At 67.1% G+C, this 21,453-nt stretch carries 16 protein-coding genes and 1 pseudogene; 9 read left to right on the top strand and 8 right to left on the bottom strand.

All coding sequences use genetic code 11. The features are described from left to right. Window positions 1-86: 86 nt before the first annotated feature. Both NVV90_RS16990 and pucL read right to left on the bottom strand, forming a co-directional pair. Window positions 87-1,583 (bottom strand): nucleobase:cation symporter-2 family protein, encoded by a 1,497-nt coding sequence (locus NVV90_RS16990; protein ID WP_258438416.1) that lies wholly within the window; start codon window positions 1,581-1,583, stop codon window positions 87-89. 176 nt (window positions 1,584-1,759) lie between these two features. Further along, window positions 1,760-2,674 carry a factor-independent urate hydroxylase gene (gene pucL, locus NVV90_RS16985; protein ID WP_258438415.1) on the bottom strand — a complete coding sequence of 305 codons (915 nt, stop codon included), beginning with the start codon at window positions 2,672-2,674 and terminating at the stop codon, window positions 1,760-1,762. A gap of 372 nt (window positions 2,675-3,046) precedes the next feature. Between pucL and NVV90_RS16980 the strand changes: the two genes are divergently transcribed. Further along, window positions 3,047-3,223, top strand: coding sequence for a hypothetical protein (locus tag NVV90_RS16980; protein WP_258438414.1), 177 nt, complete (start codon window positions 3,047-3,049; stop codon window positions 3,221-3,223). Window positions 3,224-3,435: 212 nt separating this feature from the next. On the opposite strand, the gene NVV90_RS16975 is transcribed toward NVV90_RS16980, so the two are convergent. Then, entirely contained in the window at window positions 3,436-4,812 is a 1,377-nt protein-coding gene (locus tag NVV90_RS16975) for an 8-oxoguanine deaminase (RefSeq protein WP_258438413.1), read from the bottom strand. A gap of 394 nt (window positions 4,813-5,206) precedes the next feature. On the opposite strand from NVV90_RS16975, the gene NVV90_RS16970 reads away from it, so the two are divergent. From NVV90_RS16970 to NVV90_RS16950, 5 genes are all read left to right on the top strand, one after another. Next, a complete protein-coding gene (locus NVV90_RS16970) occupies window positions 5,207-5,701 on the top strand; it encodes a nucleoside deaminase (RefSeq protein WP_258438412.1) in 495 nt (164 codons plus the stop codon). A 6-nt stretch (window positions 5,702-5,707) separates the two neighbouring features. Beyond that, the gene (locus NVV90_RS16965) at window positions 5,708-7,285 is read left to right on the top strand and encodes an NCS2 family permease (RefSeq protein WP_258438411.1); all 1,578 of its coding nucleotides are present in this window, start codon (window positions 5,708-5,710) and stop codon (window positions 7,283-7,285) included. 318 nt (window positions 7,286-7,603) lie between these two features. Next, complete coding sequence (locus NVV90_RS16960; protein ID WP_258438410.1) at window positions 7,604-8,887, top strand: XdhC family protein; 1,284 nt, start codon at window positions 7,604-7,606, stop codon at window positions 8,885-8,887. After that, window positions 8,878-9,822 (top strand): FAD binding domain-containing protein, encoded by a 945-nt coding sequence (locus tag NVV90_RS16955; protein ID WP_258438409.1) that lies wholly within the window; start codon window positions 8,878-8,880, stop codon window positions 9,820-9,822. Before NVV90_RS16960 ends, NVV90_RS16955 begins: the two co-directional genes overlap by 10 nt. A 2-nt stretch (window positions 9,823-9,824) precedes the next feature. Next, the gene (locus NVV90_RS16950; protein WP_258438408.1) at window positions 9,825-12,641 is read left to right on the top strand and encodes a molybdopterin-dependent oxidoreductase; all 2,817 of its coding nucleotides are present in this window, start codon (window positions 9,825-9,827) and stop codon (window positions 12,639-12,641) included. Between the two features lie 90 nt (window positions 12,642-12,731). On the opposite strand, the gene NVV90_RS16945 is transcribed toward NVV90_RS16950, so the two are convergent. The 4 genes from NVV90_RS16945 to nboR all read right to left on the bottom strand — a co-directional run bounded on the left by NVV90_RS16945 (window position 12,732) and on the right by nboR (window position 15,495). Then, complete coding sequence (locus tag NVV90_RS16945) at window positions 12,732-13,220, bottom strand: GNAT family N-acetyltransferase (protein ID WP_258438407.1); 489 nt, start codon at window positions 13,218-13,220, stop codon at window positions 12,732-12,734. A 55-nt stretch (window positions 13,221-13,275) separates the two neighbouring features. Next, the gene (locus tag NVV90_RS16940) at window positions 13,276-13,431 is read right to left on the bottom strand and encodes a hypothetical protein (protein ID WP_258438406.1); all 156 of its coding nucleotides are present in this window, start codon (window positions 13,429-13,431) and stop codon (window positions 13,276-13,278) included. A 147-nt stretch (window positions 13,432-13,578) separates the two neighbouring features. Further along, window positions 13,579-14,838, bottom strand: coding sequence for a serine hydrolase (locus NVV90_RS16935; RefSeq protein WP_258438405.1), 1,260 nt, complete (start codon window positions 14,836-14,838; stop codon window positions 13,579-13,581). Window positions 14,839-14,886: 48 nt separating this feature from the next. Further along, window positions 14,887-15,495, bottom strand: a complete 609-nt coding sequence (gene nboR / locus NVV90_RS16930) for a nicotine blue oxidoreductase (RefSeq protein WP_258438404.1) — start codon at window positions 15,493-15,495, stop codon at window positions 14,887-14,889. A 188-nt stretch (window positions 15,496-15,683) separates the two neighbouring features. Between nboR and NVV90_RS16925 the strand changes: the two genes are divergently transcribed. After that, window positions 15,684-15,875, top strand: coding sequence for a YegP family protein (locus tag NVV90_RS16925; protein WP_258438403.1), 192 nt, complete (start codon window positions 15,684-15,686; stop codon window positions 15,873-15,875). A gap of 97 nt (window positions 15,876-15,972) precedes the next feature. Here NVV90_RS16925 and aceE read toward each other — a convergent pair. Beyond that, window positions 15,973-18,713: pseudogene (aceE, locus tag NVV90_RS16920) on the bottom strand (pyruvate dehydrogenase (acetyl-transferring), homodimeric type). 291 nt (window positions 18,714-19,004) lie between these two features. Between aceE and NVV90_RS16915 the strand changes: the two are divergent. Together NVV90_RS16915 and NVV90_RS16910 are read left to right on the top strand one after the other, a co-directional pair. Beyond that, window positions 19,005-20,567 carry an NCS1 family nucleobase:cation symporter-1 gene (locus tag NVV90_RS16915; protein ID WP_258438402.1) on the top strand — a complete coding sequence of 521 codons (1,563 nt, stop codon included), beginning with the start codon at window positions 19,005-19,007 and terminating at the stop codon, window positions 20,565-20,567. A gap of 98 nt (window positions 20,568-20,665) precedes the next feature. Next, on the top strand, window positions 20,666-21,409 hold the full coding sequence (locus tag NVV90_RS16910) for an aspartate/glutamate racemase family protein (protein ID WP_258438401.1): 744 nt from the start codon (window positions 20,666-20,668) through the stop codon (window positions 21,407-21,409). Window positions 21,410-21,453: the final 44 nt, after the last annotated feature.

The following is a 21,453-nucleotide window of genomic DNA, read 5'->3' as shown; positions in this document are numbered from 1 at the left end:
CGTCGTACGTTCTGCGCGACATGACAAAAGACGGCAGTGTCCCCCAAGGAAACACTGCCGTCAGCTGTCATGCCTGGGGACGGGAGCTAGTGCTCCGCGACGGTGGACGCCTTGAGCGGCACTTCCTTGCCGTCGGCGTCGATCAGCTTGCCGTTCTCGAAGCGGTCGCCGTCGGCCAGGCAGGCGAGGTCCTGCTCGCTGACCACACGGCCGGTGCCGGCCACGAACACCGACTGGTTGTCCGAGTTGCCCGCCTTGAGGTGGTTGAAGAGCAGGTTCAGGAGGATCGCCATGATGGCGGCCGAGCTGATGCCGGAGTGGAAGATCGTGCCGAACCAGGACGGGAACTGATCGTAGAACTTCGGGGCGGCGATGGGGATCATGCCGAAGCCGATGGAGGCCGCCACCACGATCAGGTTCATGTTGTTGCGGTATTCCACCTTGGCGAGCGTCCGGATGCCGCTTGCGGCCACCGTACCGAAGAGCACGACGCCGGCGCCGCCCAGGACGGGCGTCGGCACCGCTGCGACCACCCGGCCCAGGATGGGCAGCAGGCCGAGGACCACCAGGATGAGCCCGCCGGCGCTGACCACGAAGCGGCTCTTGATGCCGGTGATGGCCACGAGGCCCACGTTCTGGGCGAAGGCGCTCTGGGTGAAGGAGTTGAACAGCGGGGAGATCGCGCTGGAGAGCATGTCCGCGCGGAGCCCGTCGCCGATGCGGCGGGAGTCCACCTTGGTGTCCACGATCTCGCCGACGGCGATGATGTCCGCCGAGGTTTCCGTGAGGGTCACCAGGATGACGATCAGCATGGACACGATGGCCGCGATCTCAAAGGTCGGCGCGCCGAAGGCGAACGGCGTGGGGAAGGCCACGATGTCGCCCTGGCCCACCTTGGAGAAGTCCGCCATGCCGGTAACCAGGGCGATCGCGGTGCCGATCACCATGGCGAGCAGGATGGACAGGCGCGAGATGGCGGCGTTGCCGACCTTGCTGAGGAGCAGGACCACGCCCATGGTGGCCGCGGCGAGCCCGATGTTGGCGATGCTGCCGTAGTTCTCGGCCTTGGCGTTGCCGCCCATGGCCCAGTTGGCGGCCACGGGCATGAGCGTCAGGCCGATCGTGGTGATGACCGTGCCGGTGACCACGGGCGGGAAGAACTTGATGATCTTGGAGAAGAGCGGCGTGATGGCCAGGCCGATCAGGGATGCCACGATGACCGATCCGAAGACAGCCTGGATGCCTCCGCCGCCGTTCACGATCGCCACCATGGTGGAGACGCCGGCGAAGGACACGCCCTGGACGAGCGGCAGCTGGGAGCCGAAGAACGGGATGCCGATGGTCTGCAGGATGGTCGCGAGGCCGCCGACGAACAGGCAGGCGGCGATCAGGAGGCCGATGTCCTGCGAGGACATTCCGGCGGCTGCTCCGATGATGAGCGGCGGGGCGATGATGCCCCCGTACATGGTCAGGACGTGCTGGAATCCGTAGGCGAACGTGCTGCCCAGGGAGAGGCGCTTGTCCTCGGGGCGGGCTTCCGCGGATCTGATCGACGCGGGGCGTGACTTCTTCTTGCTGTTCATGGCAGACCTTCTTGGTTCATGGCAGACGCCTTCGTCTGGCTAACAATGTCTGGCTAACAATTGGGTTTTTGGGGTTGCTGGTTTTGGGGTTGCTGGCCCAACTGACTCGCATTTGTGGTTGTTCTGAGCCTCCAAAACAACCACTACTGCGAGTCAGTTGGGCGTGCGCGGGTGGCCTAGCAGAAGCCGGCGATGCCGTTCCAGGCGGCCGGGGCCGAGCCTGAGTTTTCACGCTGCACTGTGGCCTCGATCAGGCCGTAGGGGCGGTCCGCGGCGAAGAAGACCTCGTTGGGGTTGTCCAGGCCGAACGGCGAGAGGTCAACCAGGAAGTGGTGCTTGTTGGGCATCGAGAACTTGATCTCGTCCACTTCGCTGTGAGCCTCGAGGACCTTCTTGCCCATGTCGAAGAGGGTCTGCTGCAGGGCGTGGGAGTAGTTCTCGGTGAAGCCCTCCAGGAGCAGCGCCTTGATGTCCTCGTAGCTCTTGTTGAAGTCCGTGGCGGCGAGGTCCAGGCCCGTGCTGTAGCGCCAGCGGGCAGAGACGTCCGTGGCCAGGATGCGGTCCGTGGTCTCGGGCAGGGTGGTGTATTTGTCGCGCGGGTAGCCGACAAAGCCGGACTGCGTGGTCTTCAGGACGGTGAGGTCCTTGAGGCCGGAGACCACGTGCGTCGTGTTTCCGTCGCGGACAACGACGGCGGTGCGGACTTCCTGGCCGTTGCGGACAAAGCTGTGGTCGTGTTCGGCGCCGTGCGCGTGGATGCGGTCCCAGCTGTAGGACTCGGCTTCCCAGCGGCCGCCGGTGACCCATTCGAAGCCCGAGGTGAAGTGCTCGCTGAGGCGCAGCAGGAAGGCCTCGGGGGAGCCGACGCCTTCACGGGCGAACGCGTAGATGGTGTTCTTCTGGGTGTCGGTGGCCACGACGTGGGCGTTGTCGCCCTGCAGGTGCGCTGCCTGGAAATCGCCGCGCAGCTGCGAGGTGACGTTCAGGTCTTCGATCTGGTGGCGGTCGGTGTCGCGGGTGACTTTGACGACGCGGACTTCTGCCTTGCCGTACTGGTTGTCGCCGAGGACGATCTTGTTGCTCATGGTCATATCCCAACTTCTGCGAGGTGGAACCCCTAAGGTCCACCAATGAAATTAAGCGCGTGTTTCCCACGCGTTTCTGGTGGAGCCGACCCCAACAAAAAAGAGCCGGCATCCATTGATGCCAGCTCATTACGACCCTGCCTGCTGCTCCCAGGTTACGTGACCTGGGCCACGAATTGATGAAAGCGTAGCCCACGTCCGCCAGTGGTGTACATCACTTCCACGAATCGTTATGTACTTTTCGATTGTGACCGGCCCTGTGGTTGCCGCCCATTGGAGGTCTTGACGCCCGTTCCCATCCGGCCTTAGTATTTCCACATAACAATAAAAGTTTTCCGAAGTGCGGAAAAGCCAAGCAAGGTGAATGAGGAGGAACAGATGGACTCGAAGGACAAGAACAACGTCGTGGAATTCCCGGCCCCGGGCCAGGTGCTGTACCTGCCGTTCGGTGCCACGGACCCCGACTTCTACATTCCGGCCGACTGCGACCGCAAGAGCGGCGGGTTCTCCCGCTGGCTCCGCGCGCTCCCGGTGTTCGGCCGGCAGCGTCCCTAAGGTTCCTGCCCCGAAGGACGCGGCCTCTGCGCAACAGAGCCAAAGAGCGGGCGGCACCTGGGGAGGTGCCGCCCGCTTTTGCGTGCCCGGGAGCTGCCGGCGCCGGTCCACGCACCGATTCGATGGTTCCCTGCGCAAACGATGATTCGAACCACCGGGTGCGCGCGGAACCATCGAAGCGGCGGATGGAGGCGCGCACCCCGCCCGCGGGCCTACCCGCTGATCAGCTTCCGCGCAGCGGCCGTGTGCTCCGCGATGAGCCCGGCCACGTCGAGCCCCGGAATGGCGCTGTCCACCACGCGCCACTGCCCGCCCACCATGACGCGGTCCGCGCGGTCCGCCCCGCACAGCAGCAGCGCCGCCACCGGGTCGTGGCTGCCGGAGAATCGCAGCTCGTCAGGCTTGAACAGTGCCAGGTCAGCCTGTAGCCCGGGCGCCAGCTGGCCGATGTCCGAACGGCCCAGGACGGCTGCGGAGCCCCGCGTCGCCCAGCCAAGCGCCCGCTCCACCGGCACGTCCGCCCCGTACCGCAGCCGCTGGAGATATAGTGCCTGCCGTGCCTCCAGGATCATGTTGGAGGCATCGTTCGACGCCGATCCGTCCACGCCCAGCCCCACCGGCACCCCGGCCGCCTCCAGTTCCAGCACGCGTGCGGTGCCGGACGCTAGCCGCATGTTCGACGTCGGGCAGTGCGCGACGGCGGTGCCCGCGGCACCCAGCCGGGCGATCTCCTCGTCGTTGAAGTGGATGCCGTGGCCCAGCCAGGTGCGGTTGCCCAGCCAGCCGACGCTGTCCAGGTAGTCCACGGTGCGCAGCCCGAACATCGACTGGCAGAAGTCCTCCTCGTCGATGGTCTCGGCGAGGTGCGTATGCAGCCGGACGTCGAAACGCTCCGCCAGTGCGGCGCTTTCGGCCATGATCTCCTTGGTCACGGAGAAGGGCGAGCACGGCGCCAGCGCAATCTGGATCACGGCGCCGTCGCCGGCCTCGTGGTACTCGCGGATGAGCCGCTCGCTGTCGGCAAGGATCACCTCCGGCGGCTGGACCGTGGAACGCGGCGGCAGCCCGCCGTCGTCCTCGCCGAGCGTCATGGAGCCGCGGGTCAGGGTGGCCCGCATGCCCATCCGGCGCACCACCCCGGCCTCGATGTCGATCGCGTCCTCCATGCCGGCCGGGAACAGGTAGTGGTGGTCCGCGGCGGTGGTGCAGCCGGAGAGCAGCAGTTCCGCGAGGGCCACCTCGACGGCGAGCTCCAGGCTCCGCGGGCTCAGCCGCGCCCACACGGGGTAGAGGTTCTGCAGCCACGGGAACAGCGGGGCGTTGGCCACCGGTCCCCAGGCGCGGGTGAGCGTTTGGTAGAAGTGGTGGTGCGTGTTGATCAGGCCCGGCATGAGGACGTGCGCCGAGGCATCAAACACCGAATCAACGGCTGAGGATGGCTGCCCGCCGGCGGGGACGAGCTCGGCGATCTCCCCGCCGCGGACCACCAGGCCGCCGCCGGCGTCGAGCTGGTTGGCCGTGAAAACGGCGAGCGGGTTCTTGATCCAGAGCCTGGACGGGGACAGGGACGGGGTGTGCGGGTGGGCCATGGATGGCTCCTTGTCTGGTCGGCATGGTTGCGTTCCAGCTCAGTTAGGCCCTGTCTGCTGATCCAGGTTGTGCCGCGAGGCTGCCGCCTTTTGGTTCGGCCAGCGTAGGATGCCCGACGGCGGCAGTCAACGCATGTGGGGACGTACCGGTCACATTCGGCCGCCAACCCGCTCGCAGCATGAATTTCACATCACGAAATTAAGTTTTCAAAAAACTATGGCGCGGCTCACAGGTCCGGTGCTATTCTCGATCTTGCCAAAGGCGGGCACCGGACTCCGGGAAGCTATCTACCAGGCGAACCTTCAAAAGCACATGCTGAAGCCTGGTAACCGTCGCACTGGCACGTCACGTCTCGGGGTCACCTGGCTTCCTCAGCACTAAGGAAGTCGCAACATGAGTACAACCGTCACGGCCGAGCACTATCTGGCCACTTCCATTGAGCTGGCAACAGCCAATGTCCTCAACAGCGGCGGGCCCTTCGGCGCCGTCATTGTCACCGCGGACGGACAGACCTTCGAAGGCGTCAACCGCGTCACCGCCACCAACGATCCCACCGCCCACGCAGAAGTCACGGCCATCCGTACCGCCTGCCGCGAACTGGGCACGTTCGATCTGAGCGGCGCCACCCTCTACACCAGCTGCGAGCCGTGCCCCATGTGCCTGGCCTCCGCACTCTGGGCCCGGATCAGCCGCGTTGTCTTCGCCGCGGACCGGCACGACGCCGCGTCGGTCGGTTTCGACGACGCCGTCTTCTACGAGTACTTCGAGAACGAGAACCGGGATGCACTCATGCCGGTCTCCAAGCTGGAACTGGGCGATCCCCAGGCCCCCGCCATCCTTGAACCGTTCAACACCTGGAACGCGCTCGACTCCAGGATTGACTACTAGGGCCCGGTGGCTGACATGACAATCCTGGACCCCGCAGAAATGCAAACGGCAGCTGAAAAGCAGGCCGCGCTCTCCGGCGCGGAGCAGACAGCGGCACGCGAAATGCACACGGCAACCGGACTGGCACAGGGCAACGGCCCCAAGCCCCCGGCGTCGAACTCCTTCCTGGATGGTTTCTTCCAGATCACCAAGCGTGGCTCCACGCTGGCCCGCGAGTTCCGAGGCGGCCTGGTCACCTTCTTCACGATGGCGTACATCGTGATCCTCAACCCGCTCATCCTGGGCGGCTTCTCCGCAGACAACGCCCCCACCGACGTCGCGGGCGGCTGGCTCTCGGCAGCACAGGTAGGCGCGGTCACCGGCCTCACCGCCGGCGTCATGACCATCGTTTTCGGTCTCGTCGCCAACCTGCCCTTCGGCCTCGCAGCCGGCCTGGGCATCAACTCCTTCCTCGCCGTGGCGGTCATCCAGGAAGTCACATGGCCGGAAGCCATGGGCCTGGTGGTCATCAACGGCATCCTGATCGTCCTCTTCGGTGCCACCGGCGCCCGGACGGCGATCTTCAAGGCAGTCCCCAAGGAACTCAAGGCCGCCATCACCGTCGGCATCGGCCTGTTCATCGCCTTCATCGGCTTTGTCGACTCCGGCTTTGTCCGCCCCACAAAGGGCGGCCCGCCGGTCCAGCTCGGCACGGATGGCTCCATCACGTCCATCCCCACGCTCGTCTTCATCATCGGTCTGCTGGTCATGGGCATCCTCGTGGCCCGCAGGATCCAGGGTGGCCTGCTCATCGGCATCGTCGCCACCACCGTCCTCGCCGCTGTTGCCGAGGCCGTGTTCCACATCGGCCCGGGCTCCGCGGACAACCCCGGCGGCTGGCACCTGAACGTGCCGATCCTTTCGAGCCAGCTGGTCTCCGTCCCGGACCTCAGCCTGGTGGGGCAGTTCGACCTGTTCGGCTCGTTCGCCCGGATCGGCGGCCTGGCCGCCACCATGCTGGTGTTCACCCTGGTGTTCACCAACTTCTTCGACGCCATGGGCACCATGACCGGCCTCGCCAAGAGCGCCGGCGTGGCCCACAAGGACGGCACGTTCCCCAAGCTGAAGTCCGCCTTCATCGTCGAAGGCCTGGGCGCAGTAGTGGGCGGCGGGACGTCCGGGTCCTCCAACACGGTGTACATCGACTCCGCGGCGGGGATCGGCGAAGGTGCCCGCACGGGCCTGGCCTCCGTGGTCACCGGCGTGCTGTTCCTGGGCTCGATGTTCTTCACGCCGCTGACCTCGGTGGTACCGCTGGAAGTGGCAGCAGCCGCCCTGGTGGTGGTGGGCGCGATGATGATGGCGCAGATCCGCGAGATCAAGTTCAGCAAGTTCTCCATCGCACTGCCGGCCTTCCTGACCATCGTCACCATGCCGCTGACCTACTCGATCGCCAACGGCATCGGCGTCGGCTTCATCTCCTTCGCCGTCATCAGCGCGGCGTCGGGCCGGGGCAGGAAAGTCCATCCGCTGATGTGGGTGGTCACGGCGGGCTTCATCATCTACTTCGCCCGCGGACCCATCAACGCCCTGATGGGCGTGTAGCCCGGGCCGCAATCCGCCCCTTCAGGGGGCGCCTCAAGACGGCGGTCCATCCGCACCCACCGCATTGAATAGGCGTCCGCCGCCGTGGTCCGCAGCACCGGATCCACGACGGCGGGCGGCGGCCCTGGTTCCCAGGGACGGGTGTGTTTGCTCCGCTATGGACCGGGGACGGGGATGGTGAACCCCGTCCCCGGTCCTATGACTTCATTTACCGCGACTTCCCCTCCACAGGCTCAAGCAGTGAGACGATGGGGCAAGATCGCGCACTCTCCGGTCGGCCCGTCCGTCCGGACCTTCGGAAAATAAGGACGTGTAGCCATGCTGGATCTGATGCCTTCGCTGGGCAACTGGCAGCCTGCGGTCTCCGGCCAGCGCTGTGCCGTAGCCACCATCGTGGGCACCGGCGGCTCCGTGCCCCGGCCCCTCGGCACCTCCATGCTGGTCTCCGAGAACGGCGACGTGTTGGGCAGCCTCTCCGGCGGCTGCGTGGAGGGCGCGGTGGTGGACTCCGCCCTGGAAACACTGCGCGACGGCGGCACGCGCCGCGAGTTGTTCGGCTACAGCGCCGAGGACGCGTTCGCCGTCGGGCTGACGTGTGGAGGGGAGCTGGAAGTCCACATCCAGCCGCTCGGCTCCTCGCCCGAGGCCATGGATTTCGCCCTGCTGCACAGCCTGGCGGGCCACCATTCCACCGCGGCCGTGGCACTGATCCGCAGGCTCGACGCCGGCGGGGGAGCCGTGGTGGTGCATGACCCCGTGCGCTTCCGCGCCATGGAATCCCCGGACCTTGCCCGGCTGGTGGGTGACCATCCCGCCACCGTCTACGCGGCAGCCGCCCAGCTGGAGCCGCTGCTCCAAGGCGGCCGCGCCGGCCTCGTCCGGCTGGCGCCGCCCGAGGGCTGCACCGGCTCGGAGCTCGAGCCCGAACCCATCACCCTCTTCGTGGAAAGCCGGCTCCCTTCCGCGCGCATGCTCATTTTCGGGGCCAACGACTTCGGCGCCGCACTCCTCCCTGCGGGCAAACTCCTCGGCTACGACGTCACGCTCTGCGATGCCCGCCCCGCCTTCTCCCGGCAAAGCCGCTTCGACGCAGCGGACCGGCTCGTCACGGACTGGCCGCACCGCTACCTGGCGGCCGAAGCCGCCGCGGGCCGCGTGGACGGCCGCACCGTGGTGTGCGTCCTGACCCACGACCCCAAATTCGACATCCCGCTGCTGGAAACCGCGCTCCGGCTGCGGCTGGCCTACGTGGGCGCCATGGGCTCGCGCCGCAGCCACCGCCAGCGGATCGACGCCCTGCTCGCGGACGGCACCCCGGCCGAGGCGCTGGAACGGCTGCACTCGCCCATCGGCCTGGACCTCGGTGCCGTCACGCCCGCCGAAGTGGCGGTGTCCATCACGGCCGAGATCGTCGCCTCCCGCGGCCGCGCCGGCCGTGGATACGCCCCGCTGGCGCCGCTTGCTGCATCCTCGCTGAGGGACGGTGCCGGCCCCATCCACCGCACGCACGAAACCCGCCCGCACGAACTTTCCACATTCGAACCCCGCTCGCACGAACTGCGCTCCACGCACGATCCCCGCCAGGAGGACCCATGGACATGAACACCATCGAGGCCGTCGTCCCCACCACGGACCCCGCCGATTGGCGCGACGGCGATGCCTGGCTGGCCGGCGGCACGGTCCTCTTCTCCTACGGCAGCACCGTCCTCAAACGATTGCTGGACCTGGGCCAGGCCGGCTGGCCCGCCGTCACCGTGAGCGACGCCGGGATCGAACTGGCCGCTACCTGTACCGTGGCCGAGCTCTACGCCCTGCCGGGTTCGGATGCCGTGGCCGGCAGCCAGTGGCCGGGGCTGGACCTGTTCCGCCCGTGCTGCGACTCCTTCGTGGCGTCCTTCAAGGTCTGGAACATGTCCACCGTGGGCGGCAACCTCTGCACCTCGCTCCCGGCCGGGCCCATGATTTCGCTCTGCGCCGGGCTGGACGCCACCGCCACCATCCTCGGCCCCGGCGGCAGCAGCCGCACCGTCCCGGTGGCCGCCTTCATCACCGGGGACGGGCAAAACAGCCTGGCACCCGGCGAGCTCCTGCGCAGCATCCAGCTGCCGGCGTCGGCGTTGTCCGCGAAGGTGGCCTTCCGGCGGCTTTCGCTCAGCAATCTCGGCCGTTCCGGGGTGCTGCTGATCGGCCGGCTCGACGCCGATGGCAGCCTGGTCATCACCGTCACCGCCGCCACCAAGCGCCCCGTGCAGCTGCGGTTCGCCGCCGCCAAGATGGCTGGCCCCGCGGCCCTGGCGGCCGCCGTCGGGAAGGCCATCCCGGAGGAGCTGTACCACGACGACATCCACGGGCTCCCGGCCTGGCGGCGGGACATGACCCTGCGGCTCGCGGAGGAAATCCGCGGCGAACTGCTCGGCGAACGGCTGGTGGTCTCGGGCGACTTCTGGACAGGACCCTCCGGGCGGCCGCACGCCACCTCGCCGCAGCCGAGCGCGCAACCCGAAACAACACAGAACAAGCAGCAGAAGGAGGCCTGAGCATGGCAACCGAAATCAACGGCACCGCCACCCCGGCCACCCCGCGCCCCGGCCAGTGCCTGCGCACGTTCCTGCGCGAACAGGGCAATTTTGGCGTCAAAAAGGGCTGCGACGGCGGCGACTGCGGAGCCTGCACCGTCCACGTGGACGGCACCCCGGTCCACAGCTGCATCTACCCGGCCGTCCGCGCCGAGGGCAAGGCCGTCACCACCATCGAAGGGCTCGCCGGGACGTCCGGTGCAACGGACGGCGGACTGCATCCCGTGCAGGAGCAGTTCCTGGCCGAACAGGGCTTCCAGTGCGGCTTCTGCACCGCCGGCATGATGATGACCGCAGCCACGTTCGACGACGAGCAGAAGGCCAACCTGCCCCGCAGCCTCAAGGGCAACCTTTGCCGCTGCACCGGGTACCGTTCCATCGCGGACGCCGTGTGCGGGAGTCAGGGGAGCCACGCGCACGACGGCGGTGCGGCGGCTTTGGGGAGTAGCGCGCCAGCGGCCGCCGCACGCTCCGCCGGGCGGCTCGGCGACAACGTGCCCGCACCCGCCGGCACCGCCGTCGTCACCGGCACCGCCCGCTACACCCTGGACGTCCCCGGCGAGGAGCTCCAGGGCCTGCTGCACCTGAAACTGCTCCGCTCGCCCCACGCCCACGCGCGGATCGTCTCCATCGACAAGACCGCCGCGCTCCAGGTGCCCGGCGTCGTCGCGGTCTTCACGCACGAGGACGCCCCGGCGCAGCACTTCTCCACCGCCCAGCATGAGCTCTACACGGACGATCCGGACGATACCCGCGTGCTGGATGACGTGGTGCGGTTCATCGGGCAGCGGGTGGCCGCCGTCGTGGCCGAATCCGTGGGCGCCGCAGAGGCCGGTGCCCGCGCCCTGCGCGTGGAATACGAACTGCTGGACGCCGTCTTCAGCCCGCAGGACGCCATGCTTCCCGGCGCCCCTGCCCTGCACGGGGACAAGGATCCTGAAAAGGCCCGGATCTCGCGCCCGCGGCAGAACGTGGTGGCCGAGCTCCATTCGGAACTGGGCAGCGTGGCGGATGGTTTCGGATCGGCCGACTTCATCCACGAGCACACGTACCGGACCCAGCGCGTGCAGCATGTCGCCATGGAAACGCACTCCTCCATCGCCTGGCTCGACGAGGAGGACCGCCTGGTGGTCCGCTCCTCCAGCCAGGTCCCGTTCCTGGTCCGGCGCACGCTGGGCCGCGTGTTCGACCTCCCCGAGGACCGCATCCGCGTGGTCGCCGGACGTGTGGGCGGAGGCTTCGGCGGCAAGCAGGAAGTACTCACCGAGGACCTCGTGGCCCTCGCGGCGCTCACCCTGCGCCGGCCCGTGCAGCTGGAGTTCACCCGTACGGAACAGTTCACCGCCACCACCACCCGGCACCCCTTCACCATCAAGCTCAAGGCCGGCGCCAGCAAGGACGGACTCCTCACCGCGCTGCAGTTGGATGTGGTCACCAACACCGGCGCCTACGGCAACCACGCCCCCGGCGTGATGTTCCACGGCTGCGGCGAATCGCTGGCCGTGTACAAGTGCGCCAACAAGAAGGTGGACGCGCACGCCGTGTACACCAACACCGTGCCCGCCGGGGCGTTCCGGGGCTACGGGCTGAGCCAGATGATCTTCGCGATCGAGTCGGCCATCGACGAGCTGGCCGTGGGCATCGGCATGGATCCGCTCGAATTCCGGCTCCGGAACATGGTGCGCGAGGGCGACGACATGCTCTCCACCACCCCCGAGCCCGAGGAGGACGTGCACTACGGCAGCTACGGCCTGGACCAGTGCATCGCCCTGGTGCGCGATGCCCTGGACCGCGGCAAGGAGCGCTACGCCGCCGCCGGGCTCGATGACCTCGGCCCGGACTGGGTCACGGGCCAGGGCGCCGCGCTGTCCATGATCGACACCGTCCCGCCGCGCGGCCACTTCGCCCATACCCGCGTGAGCCTGCTTCCGGACGGCACGTTCGCGGCCGACGTCGGGACCGCCGAATTCGGCAACGGCACCACCACCGTGCACGCCCAGCTGGCCGCGACGGCGCTCTCCACGACCGCCGGGAAGGTGGCCGTGCGGCAGTCCGACACGGACCTGGTGGAGCACGACACCGGCGCGTTCGGCTCGGCCGGCACCGTGGTGGCCGGCAAGGCGACGCTTCTGGCCGCCACCGAGCTCGCCTCGCGGATCGTTTCCGTGGCGGCGGTCCTGGCCGGCGTTCCGGAGGCGGACTGCGTGCTCGACGACGGCGGCGTGGACTGTGCCGGGCGGCGGCTTCCGCTCGCTGACATCCACGACGCCGCGCGGCACCGGGGCGTGCACCTCGCCGCCGAGGGCAGCTGGGACGGCACGCCGCGATCGGTGGCGTTCAACGTCCACGGCTTCCGGGTGGCGGTCAACACCGGCACGGGCGAGCTGCGGATCCTGCAGAGCGTGCAGGCCGCCGACGCCGGCGTGGTGGTCAACCCGCGGCAGTGCCGCGGCCAAATCGAAGGCGGCATCGCGCAGGCGCTGGGTGCTGCGCTGTACGAGGAAGTCAGGGTGGACGACGCCGGCCGGGTCACCACGGACATCCTGCGGCAGTACCACATCCCGTCCTTCGCGGACGTGCCGCGCAGCGAGGTCTACTTCGCCTCAACCAACGACCAGATGGGCCCGCTCGGTGCCAAGTCCATGAGCGAAAGCCCCTTCAACCCCGTGGCCCCGGCCCTGGCCAACGCCATCCGGAACGCCACCGGGGTCCGCTTCGGCGAGCTGCCCATCGCCCGCGACAAGATCTACCTCGCCCTGCAGGAGGCTGCGGCTGGGTAGGGGCTGCCCAATCCCAACTAGGTAGCAGTAACTGTCGTTTTGAGCCTTCAAAACGACAGATGCTGCTACCTACATGGGCCAGGTCATGGCTCAGAGGCGGAGTTCCATGAAGACGCTGTTGGGGTCCAGGGCATAATCCGCGAAGGGCGGGCACTCGGCGAAGCCGTGCCGTTCGTACAGCCGCCGCGCAGGAGCGAAGTACTCCTCTGTTCCGGTTTCAAGACAGATGCGCCCGAAGCCCCGGCTTCGGGCGTCCTCCAGGATGTGGTTGAGCATGAGGCTGGCGACGCCGCGCCCGCGGGCACTTTCCGTGGTGCGCATGGACTTGATTTCGCCGTGCTTGGTTTTGTCCTGACCCGCCCCATCCTGCCCGGACCCGAGTTCCTTGAGCGCGCCGCATCCCAGGAGCTCGCCGTCCTCGCGGGCCGTCCAGAAGGTGATCGACGGTCCGGACAGCGCCGACGGGTCCAGGGCGTGCACACTTTCGGCCGGCGAGGTGGCGAACATATCCGCGAGGTGTTCACTCAGGAGCTGGTGGACGTCCCCGCGCGTGGGGTCATCGCGGTCAATGAGAATCATGGGCCATAATCTACCGGCCCGCGCGGATCTCCAAGGAACCGCGGGAGGGAGCACTTCAGCGGGAGTCTTCAGCTCCAGGGTGCTGTGCTGCTTTCAGTTCCTTGATGCGGAGGCGCAGAAAAATCACGAGCAGGACCAAGGCGTACACAGCGAGTACGGCAATGACCGATACGACGATGGCGTAGAGAATCCCAAAAAGCCCGAATGACACCAAAACCAGTTCCCCCCAACGAGTCCGTGCAGCAAATGCATGCAGGATGCTCAGAGCCTAGCAGTGGGCCGTGCTGCGCCGCCGACATGCCACGGCGCAGCCGCAGACCCAGCAGCACCCGCAGCTTTCGTTTCTCCCAAGAGAGCCCTAATCGCCCGGAGGTGTCCACCAGAACTGGAAGCTGCAGCTTGCGTTCAGTGCGCGCTGAGCGAGTACGGTCATCTCCAGCACGATGGCATGGGACCGCTCCGGCACAGCCGATGGCGGGTAAGCAACCGACATTGCGAGCTGGCGATGGCCGTCGGCGCTGCTGATCGCGATCGCCCCGTAGCCTGGCATGTCGCCGGAATGGCCATGGTAAAAGCCGTTGGTACACCTGTCGTTCCATTGATCCAAGCCCAGGCCGTAGTCGGCGTAGATGCGGCCTTTCATCTCAATGAGGCCGGCTGGAGACAGCAGCTCGCCCCGCAGCAGCGCGGCGTAGAAAGTGTTGACGTCCTCCACGGTGGAAATCATGCCGTCGGACGCGGACCCGTCCTGCAGGGCCGGGTACGCTACGTCCACCAGCCCGCCGTCGGCCAGCGTGTAGCCGTGGACGAGGTTGGCCGGGGCCGGGCCGTCGCCAATCATCGACGTGGAGCGAAGACCCAGCGGCTCCACAATGTCGGCCCTGAGGACGTCGGCGAGTGGCCGGCCGCGGAGCCGCTCCACCAACAGCCCCAGGGCCACGTAGTCCGAGCGGGAAAAGCTGAACCCCTGCGGCTCGCCCAGCTGCCAGGGGACAGTCCCGGCCAGTGCCAGGCGCTTCTCCGGCGTCAGCGGGGTGGCCAGTACTTGCCCGAGCGGGGCCGATTCCAGCAGGGGAGCGTAGTAGTCGGGCATGCCGGAGGTGTGGCCAAGGAGCTGGCGCACTGTAACGGGCGTGGGGGGCCGCAGGAGTCCCTCCAACTCCGGCAGATGCCTGCCGACGGGTTCGTCAAGCGCCAGCCGGCCCTCGTCCACGAGCTTCAGCACGGAAACCGCCACCATGGTCCGGGTAATGCCGCCCACCTGCACGGGATCGCCCGCTTGGACGGGCACGCCGCCGTCGCGGCTCCTGACGCCCGCCGCATGGGACCACTTCTCGCGTCCCACTTTCGCCTCGATCAGAACGGCCGGCGCTCCCTCCTGGAGCACTTCCCCGCTGTACAGCTCAAGCATCGCCTGCAGCTCGCGGAAGGAGGACGACCCCGACGCCGGTGCTGTCGCCGCCGGTGCTGTCGCCGTCGTCGGCGGTGGGCTTGGCAGGAACGGCGCAGGCTCCGGTACTCCGGTGCAGCCGCCCAGGAACACGCCGGCCAGCAATGCGCCGCTGCCCAACAACCTGCCCGCCCGCTTGGGCGATCCGCAGACGCGAGCCGCAACCATGTGAAACCTTTCGCCTGACGTCCCCCGACCGCGCGCCCCCGTGAGGCCTCAGCCCAGCAGGTGCAGCTGGTCCTTGGTGTCGAGGTCGTCGCCGGAACATAGATCGCTGCAATCGACGAGGTCAACCAGCCCTGGGTGTGCCTTGAGGAAGGAGCGGGCTCCGGTGTCGCCGTTGGCGGCTTCTGCCGCTTCGGCCCGGAGGCCGGCGTCGATGATTACGGGATGCCGGCGGTGCAGCTTGCCGGAAACATCGGGGTAGGCTGCGGCAGTGACGCGGCCGGGATGGTGCCGTTCGAGCAACCTGGACACGGCCTCGGGGGTGAGCCCCGGCTGGTCCACGAGGGCCACTAGGACGTTGCTGCCATTCGCGGCCGCTGCCACTCCGGCACGGAAGGAGCCTGCCATGCCCTTGGCCCAGTCGGTGTTTTCCACGGTGCGGTGCTGGCCCAGGTCCACGGTGGCGCGCACCCGTTCGGCTTCCGCACCGAGCACCACCACGACGTCGGTGCAGCCGCCGTCGAGCAGTACATCCGAGAGGACCTCCACAAGGGTCCGTCCCTGAAAAGGAAGCAGGGCCTTGGGACCCCGGCCGAGCCGCGTGCCGGCCCCCGCGGCGAGCAGCACCCCGGTGGTTGCGGCCACGCTGGAATCGCTCATGAACTCACCATACCCGCGGGTCTCTCCGGGGTCTCTAGCTCCAGGCCCGCCATCGTCCCAGTTCTACCGAAAAAGGTTGAAAATTACCCGCCGGTAAGCCTTTTGAAGCTCCCCATCGGCGGCTAGGGTCTGTAGGGAATTGTGCAAGACAGCTCTGGTGCAACGATGCGTGGAGGGTAAAGAGAAATATGGCGGGCAGTTTCGAAATCGTCAACGCAGGGACAGACACTTTCCGGTTCAGGCTGACAGCCGACGACGGCACCCTGGTTGCGGTGTCCCCCCGGTTTCCCAGCATTAGCGCTGTGGTGGCGGGAATCAACGCAGTGCGTGAAAATGCGGCAACGGGATTCGTAGTGGATCGGCGGAATTTGGGCACGTGAGTCCTGTCGGTTTCCCGTCGAAACGACAGTTGGCGGCAGTGTTCACGAAGAACACTGCCGCCAACTGTCATGTGGACGCCTTTGCCGTGGCCGGTGCTTAGGCGTCGCCGCCCGAGCCGCCGGTGGTGCCGGCGTTGACATCAAGCAGCTTGTAGCGGTCAATGGCGTACGCCGGGGCGCCGGAATCCACCTCTCCCTTGGCGGCCAGGAGCTGCAGGGTCTTCACGACGATGGAGTGGGTGTCGTTCTTGAAGAAGCGGCGGGCTGCCTGGCGGGTGTCGGAGAAGCCGAAGCCGTCCGCGCCGAGGGAGGCGAACTCGTTCGGGAGGAACTGGCGGATCTGGTCCGGGACGGCCTTCATGTAGTCCGAGACGGCCACGACGGGTCCGGTGGCGCCGGCGAGCTGCCGGGCCACGAAGGGGGTCCGGGCCGGGGCGCCGGGGTTGAGGAAGGCCTCTTCCTCGGCGGCGAGGCCGTCGCGGCGCAGTTCGTTCCAGGAGGTCACGGACCAGACGTCGGCCGAGACGCCCCAGTCGTTGGCGAGGATGGCCTGGGCGTCCAGGGCCCAGGGCACGGACACGCCGGAGGCCAGGAGCTGGGCGCGGGGGCCTTCGGTCTTGGCCGGGGCCAGCAGGTAGATGCCCTTGAGCACGCCTTCCAGGTCCAGGTTCTCCGGCTCCTTGGGCTGGGTGATCGGCTCGTTGTACACGGTGAGGTAGTACATGAGGTTCCGGTCTCCGGAGGCGGGCCCGTACATGCGTTCGAGGCCGTCGCGGATGATGTGGCCGATTTCGTAGCCGTAGGCGGGGTCGTAGGTGAGGACGGCCGGGTTGGTGGAGGCGAGCAGGGGGGAGTGGCCGTCGGCGTGCTGGAGTCCTTCGCCGGTGAGGGTGGTCCGTCCTGCGGTGGCGCCGATGATGAAGCCGCGGGTCATCTGGTCCGCGGCGGCCCAGAAGGCGTCGCCGGTGCGCTGGAAGCCGAACATGGAGTAGAAGACGTAGATCGGGACCAGGGGTTCGCCGTGGGTGGCGTAGGCGGTGCCGGCGGCGGTGAAGGCCGCGACGGCGCCGGCTTCGTTGATGCCGGGGTGGATGAGCTGGCCCAGGGGGGATTCCTTGTAGGCCAGGACGAGGTCGCGGTCCACGGAGAGGTAGTTCTGTCCCTTGGGGTTGTAGATCTTCGCGGTGGGGAAGAACGCGTCCATCCCGAAGGTCCGCGACTCATCCGGAACGATCGGGACCAGCCGGTGGCCGAAGTTCTTGTCGCGGAGGAGATCCTTCAGGAGCCTGACAAACGCCATGGTGGTGGCGGCCTGCTGCTTGCCCGAACCACGGGCTGCCGTTTCATATGACTTTGCGGCGGGAAGCTCGACGTCGGTGTGCCCGGGCCTGCGCTCCGGCACGAAGCCACCGAGCTCACGCCTCCGGTCGAGGAGGTAGGCAATCTCTGGTGCATCGGGGCCCGGGTGGTAGTACGGCGGGCGGTACGGATCCGCGTCCAGCTGCTCATCGGAAATCGGAATCCGGAGGTAGTCCCTGAATTCCTTCAGGTCCTCGATGGTGAGCTTCTTCATCTGGTGCGTGGCATTGCGCGCTTCAAACCTGGGTCCGAGGCCGTAGCCCTTGACGGTCTTGGCGAGGATGACGGTGGGCTTGCCCTTGAACTCGGTGGCGGCCTTGTACGCGGCGTAGACCTTGCGGTAGTCGTGGCCGCCGCGCTTGAGCTGCCAGATCTGCTCGTCGGACAGGTCCGCGACCATGTCCTTGGTCTGCGGGGTCTTGCCGAAGAAGTGCTCGCGGACGAAGCCGCCGGACTCGGCCTTGTAGGTCTGGTAGTCCCCGTCCACGGTCTCGTTCATGATCTGCACCAGGGAGCCGTCCTGGTCCTTCTCGAGCAGGGCATCCCACTCCCGGCCCCAGACGACCTTGATCACGTTCCAGCCCGCGCCGCGGAAGAACGCCTCCAGTTCCTGCATGATCTTGCCGTTGCCCCGGACCGGGCCGTCCAGGCGCTGGAGGTTGCAGTTGATGACGAAGTTCAGGTTGTCCAGGTTCTCGTTCGCGGCGAGCTGGAGCAGGCCGCGGGACTCGGGCTCGTCCATCTCGCCGTCGCCCAGGAACGCCCAGACCTGCTGGCCGGAGGTGTCCTTGATGCCCCGGTCGGCCAGGTAGCGGTTGGACTGGGCCTGGTAGATCGCGTTCATCGGGCCGATGCCCATGGACACCGTGGGGAACTCCCAGAACCCGGGCATCAGCCGCGGGTGCGGGTAGGAGGACAGGGCGTGGCCTTCCTTGGACTTCTCCTGCCGGAAGCCGTCCAGGTCCTCCTCCGTCAGCCGGCCCTCCATGAACGCCCGGGCGTACATGCCGGGGAGGCATGGCCCTGGAAGAAGACCTGGTCCCCGCCCGTGGCGTGGTCCTTGCCGCGGAAGAAGTGGTTGAAGCCGACCTCGTACAGGGTCGCGGCCCCGGCATAGGTCGAGATGTGCCCGCCCACGCCGATGTCGGCCCGCTGGGCCCGGTGCACCATGACCGCCGCGTTCCAGCGCATGTACGCCCGGTAGCGGCGCTCGTACTCCTCGTTCCCGGGGAACGGCGCTTCCTGGTCCACCGGGATCGTGTTCACGTAGTCCGTGGTGGTCACCATCGGCACGCCCACCGAACGGGCACCGGCCCGCTGCAGCAGGCTGCGCATGATGTACTGGGCACGCTCCGTGCCCTGCTCCTGGATCAACGCATCCAGGGACTCGATCCACTCCGCGGTCTCTTCCGGATCACGATCAGGCAGCTGGGCAGTCAACCCGCTGAGGATATGGGAGGTCTCTTCTCCTGCAGCCACGTCCAACCTCTCTTCATTGAATGTCAGGGCGCTTGCTATGTGGGGCGCTCAAGAATTTTCGTATTGTGAGAATAAAATTCTGTAATTCGAGATTATCCGCACACTTGGGCAGCGTCAACAAGGCAGCCCCGCCCTAAGCGCAAGAAGGGTCGCGGCGCGCCAATCGACCGATTGTGACCCCGGGGCCGATAGATGCCCCCTTGACGCGGGAGTGACCTGGATCATAAAGTAATTTCACTATTCAATAACTTGATTCCACAATGTGGAATCAGTACGAAGTGGAGATCCACGATGCAGAAGACCTCACCAGTCAGCGTCACTGAGACTCCGGAACATGTGGCAGTGGCGGGTACCCACCCGTCCGTGGGCAGTGCAGCCCTCTGCGAGATCGCTTCCGAAGCATCAGGCCGTACCATCAGCCCCAGCCTGTACAACCTCGACCTTGCCCCGACCAAGATCGCGGGGCGCCGCTGGACCAGTTACAGCATCTTTACCCTCTGGGCCAATGACGTCCACAGCCTGGGTAACTACGCGTTCGCCATCGGACTCTTCTCGCTCGGCCTCGGCGGCTGGCAGATCCTCGTGGCCCTCGGCATCGGAGCCGTGCTGCTCTTCGCCCTCCTGAACTTCTCCGGCTTCATGGGACAGAAGACCGGTGTTCCCTTCCCCGTCATGAGCCGCATCAGCTTCGGCATCCGGGGAGCCCAGATCTCCAGCCTGATCCGAGGCGCCGTCGCCGTCGCCTGGTTCGGCATCCAGACCTACCTTGCCTCCGTGGTGCTGCGCGTCATGCTCGTCGCTATGGCCCCCGGCCTCAAGGACCTGGACAGCAACTCCATCCTTGGCCTGTCCACGCTGGGCTGGATCGCCTTCGTGGCCCTCTGGATCATCCAGCTCGTCATCGTCAGCTTCGGCATGGAGATGATCCGCAAGTACGAGGCCTTCGCCGGCCCCATCATCCTGGTCACCATGGCTGCCCTCGCCATCTGGGTCTTCGTCGAAGCAGGCGGAGCCATCCAGTGGTCCGGCATCAAGGGCCTGGAAGGCGGCGACATGTGGCTGACCATCTTCGCAGGCGGCGCCCTGTGGGTCTCCATCTACGGCACCTTCGTCCTGAACTTCTGCGACTTCACCCGCTCCTCCACCTCCAAGAAGTCTGTGGTCCGCGGCAACTTCTGGGGCATCCCGATCAACATGCTCGTCTTCGGCGCCATCGTGGTCATCATGGCCGGCGGACAGTACAAGATCAACGGCACCGTCATCGAAAGCCCCTCGGACATCGTCCAGAGCATCCCCAACACCCTCTTCCTTGTCCTGGCCTGCCTGGCGTTGCTCATCCTCACGGTCGCCGTGAACCTCATGGCCAACTTCGTGGCCCCGGTCTACGCCCTCACCAACCTCTTCCCCAAGCACCTGAACTTCCGCCGGGCAGCCTGGGTCAGCGGCATCATCGGCCTGGTCATCCTGCCGTGGAACCTCTACAACAACCCGCTGGTCATCGTCTACTTCCTCGGCGGTCTCGGTGCCCTCCTCGGCCCGCTGTTCGGCGTGGTCATGGCCGACTACTGGCTGCTGCGCCGCGGCAAGGTCAATGTCCCCGAGCTCTACACCGAGGACCCGGCCGGCGCCTACTTCTACAAGCGCGGAGTCAACCCCAAGGCGATCATTGCCATGGTTCCTGCCGCCGCCGTCGCGATCCTCATCGCCTTCATCCCCGGCCTCGCCTCCGCAGCGCCGTTCGCCTGGTTCATCGGTGCCGGCCTTGCCGCCGTGACCTACTACTGGATCGCCGACAAGAAGCAGCTCCACGACGACGTCTCCGGTGAGCCGATCGCCATCGTCAGCACCCACTGACAACACCCCCCAGCAAGACCCAAGCACCATCAAGCCGGTGCCCGTCCTTCCCCGTGAATCCGGAACGGGCGGGCGCCTGCATTGATTGAGAGGACACCATGCGCATCCTTGTCGCAAACGTGAACACCACGCAGTCCATGACCGATTCCATCGCAGCCCAGGCCCGCGGTGCGGCCGCCCCCGGCACGGAAATCATCGGCATTACCCCGCGCTTCGGTGCCGATTCCTGCGAGGGGAACTTCGAAAGCTACCTCGCCGCCATCGCCGTTATGGACCGCGTGGTCAACTACCCGGAACCGTTCGACGCCGTCATCCAGGCAGGCTACGGCGAACACGGCCGCGAAGGCCTCCAGGAACTCCTGGACGTCCCGGTGGTGGATATCACCGAGGCAGCCGCGAGCACGGCCATGTTCCTCGGCCACAAATATTCCGTGGTTACCACCCTGGACCGGGCCGTCCCCCTGATTGAAGACCGGCTCAAGCTGGCCGGCCTCGACGCCCGTTGCGCCTCCGTGCGTGCCAGCGGCATGGCCGTGCTGGAGCTGGAGGAGCACCCCGACCGCGCCGTGGAAGCGATCGTCCAGCAGGCGCTGGCCGCCGTCCGTGACGACAAGGCCGAGGTCATCGTCCTCGGCTGCGGCGGCATGGCCGGGCTCGACGAGCAGATCCGCCAGCGCGCCGGCGTCCCGGTGGTGGACGGCGTCGCCGCCGCCGTCACCATCGCCGAATCCCTGGTCCGCCTGGGCTTGTCCACGTCCAAGGTCCGCACGTACGCCGCACCGCGCCCCAAGACTGTCATAGGCTGGCCCCTGACCGCGGTGGACGTCCCCGCGGCCCACTAAGCCATGCGGCCAAGCAGTCCGTGCAGCCGATCCGCCAGGAGAAC

Source organism: Arthrobacter sp. CJ23, from assembly GCF_024741795.1.
Lineage (GTDB): Bacteria > Actinomycetota > Actinomycetes > Actinomycetales > Micrococcaceae > Arthrobacter.
This window is presented reverse-complemented; position numbering and strand designations above follow the sequence as displayed.

Excerpts from the sequence above, each read along its gene's own strand:
- NVV90_RS16990 (WP_258438416.1), bottom strand. The coding sequence starts at position 1,583 with ATGAACAGCAAGAAGAAGTCACGCCCCGCGTCGATCAGATCCGCGGAA.
- pucL (WP_258438415.1), bottom strand. The coding sequence starts at position 2,674 with ATGACCATGAGCAACAAGATCGTCCTCGGCGACAACCAGTACGGCAAG.
- NVV90_RS16980 (WP_258438414.1), top strand. The coding sequence starts at position 3,047 with ATGGACTCGAAGGACAAGAACAACGTCGTGGAATTCCCGGCCCCGGGC.
- NVV90_RS16975 (WP_258438413.1), bottom strand. The coding sequence starts at position 4,812 with ATGGCCCACCCGCACACCCCGTCCCTGTCCCCGTCCAGGCTCTGGATC.
- NVV90_RS16970 (WP_258438412.1), top strand. The coding sequence starts at position 5,207 with ATGAGTACAACCGTCACGGCCGAGCACTATCTGGCCACTTCCATTGAG.
- NVV90_RS16960 (WP_258438410.1), top strand. The coding sequence starts at position 7,604 with ATGCTGGATCTGATGCCTTCGCTGGGCAACTGGCAGCCTGCGGTCTCC.
- NVV90_RS16955 (WP_258438409.1), top strand. The coding sequence starts at position 8,878 with ATGGACATGAACACCATCGAGGCCGTCGTCCCCACCACGGACCCCGCC.
- NVV90_RS16950 (WP_258438408.1), top strand. The coding sequence starts at position 9,825 with ATGGCAACCGAAATCAACGGCACCGCCACCCCGGCCACCCCGCGCCCC.
- NVV90_RS16945 (WP_258438407.1), bottom strand. The coding sequence starts at position 13,220 with ATGATTCTCATTGACCGCGATGACCCCACGCGCGGGGACGTCCACCAG.
- NVV90_RS16935 (WP_258438405.1), bottom strand. The coding sequence starts at position 14,838 with ATGGTTGCGGCTCGCGTCTGCGGATCGCCCAAGCGGGCGGGCAGGTTG.
- nboR (WP_258438404.1), bottom strand. The coding sequence starts at position 15,495 with ATGAGCGATTCCAGCGTGGCCGCAACCACCGGGGTGCTGCTCGCCGCG.
- NVV90_RS16925 (WP_258438403.1), top strand. The coding sequence starts at position 15,684 with ATGGCGGGCAGTTTCGAAATCGTCAACGCAGGGACAGACACTTTCCGG.
- NVV90_RS16915 (WP_258438402.1), top strand. The coding sequence starts at position 19,005 with ATGCAGAAGACCTCACCAGTCAGCGTCACTGAGACTCCGGAACATGTG.
- NVV90_RS16910 (WP_258438401.1), top strand. The coding sequence starts at position 20,666 with ATGCGCATCCTTGTCGCAAACGTGAACACCACGCAGTCCATGACCGAT.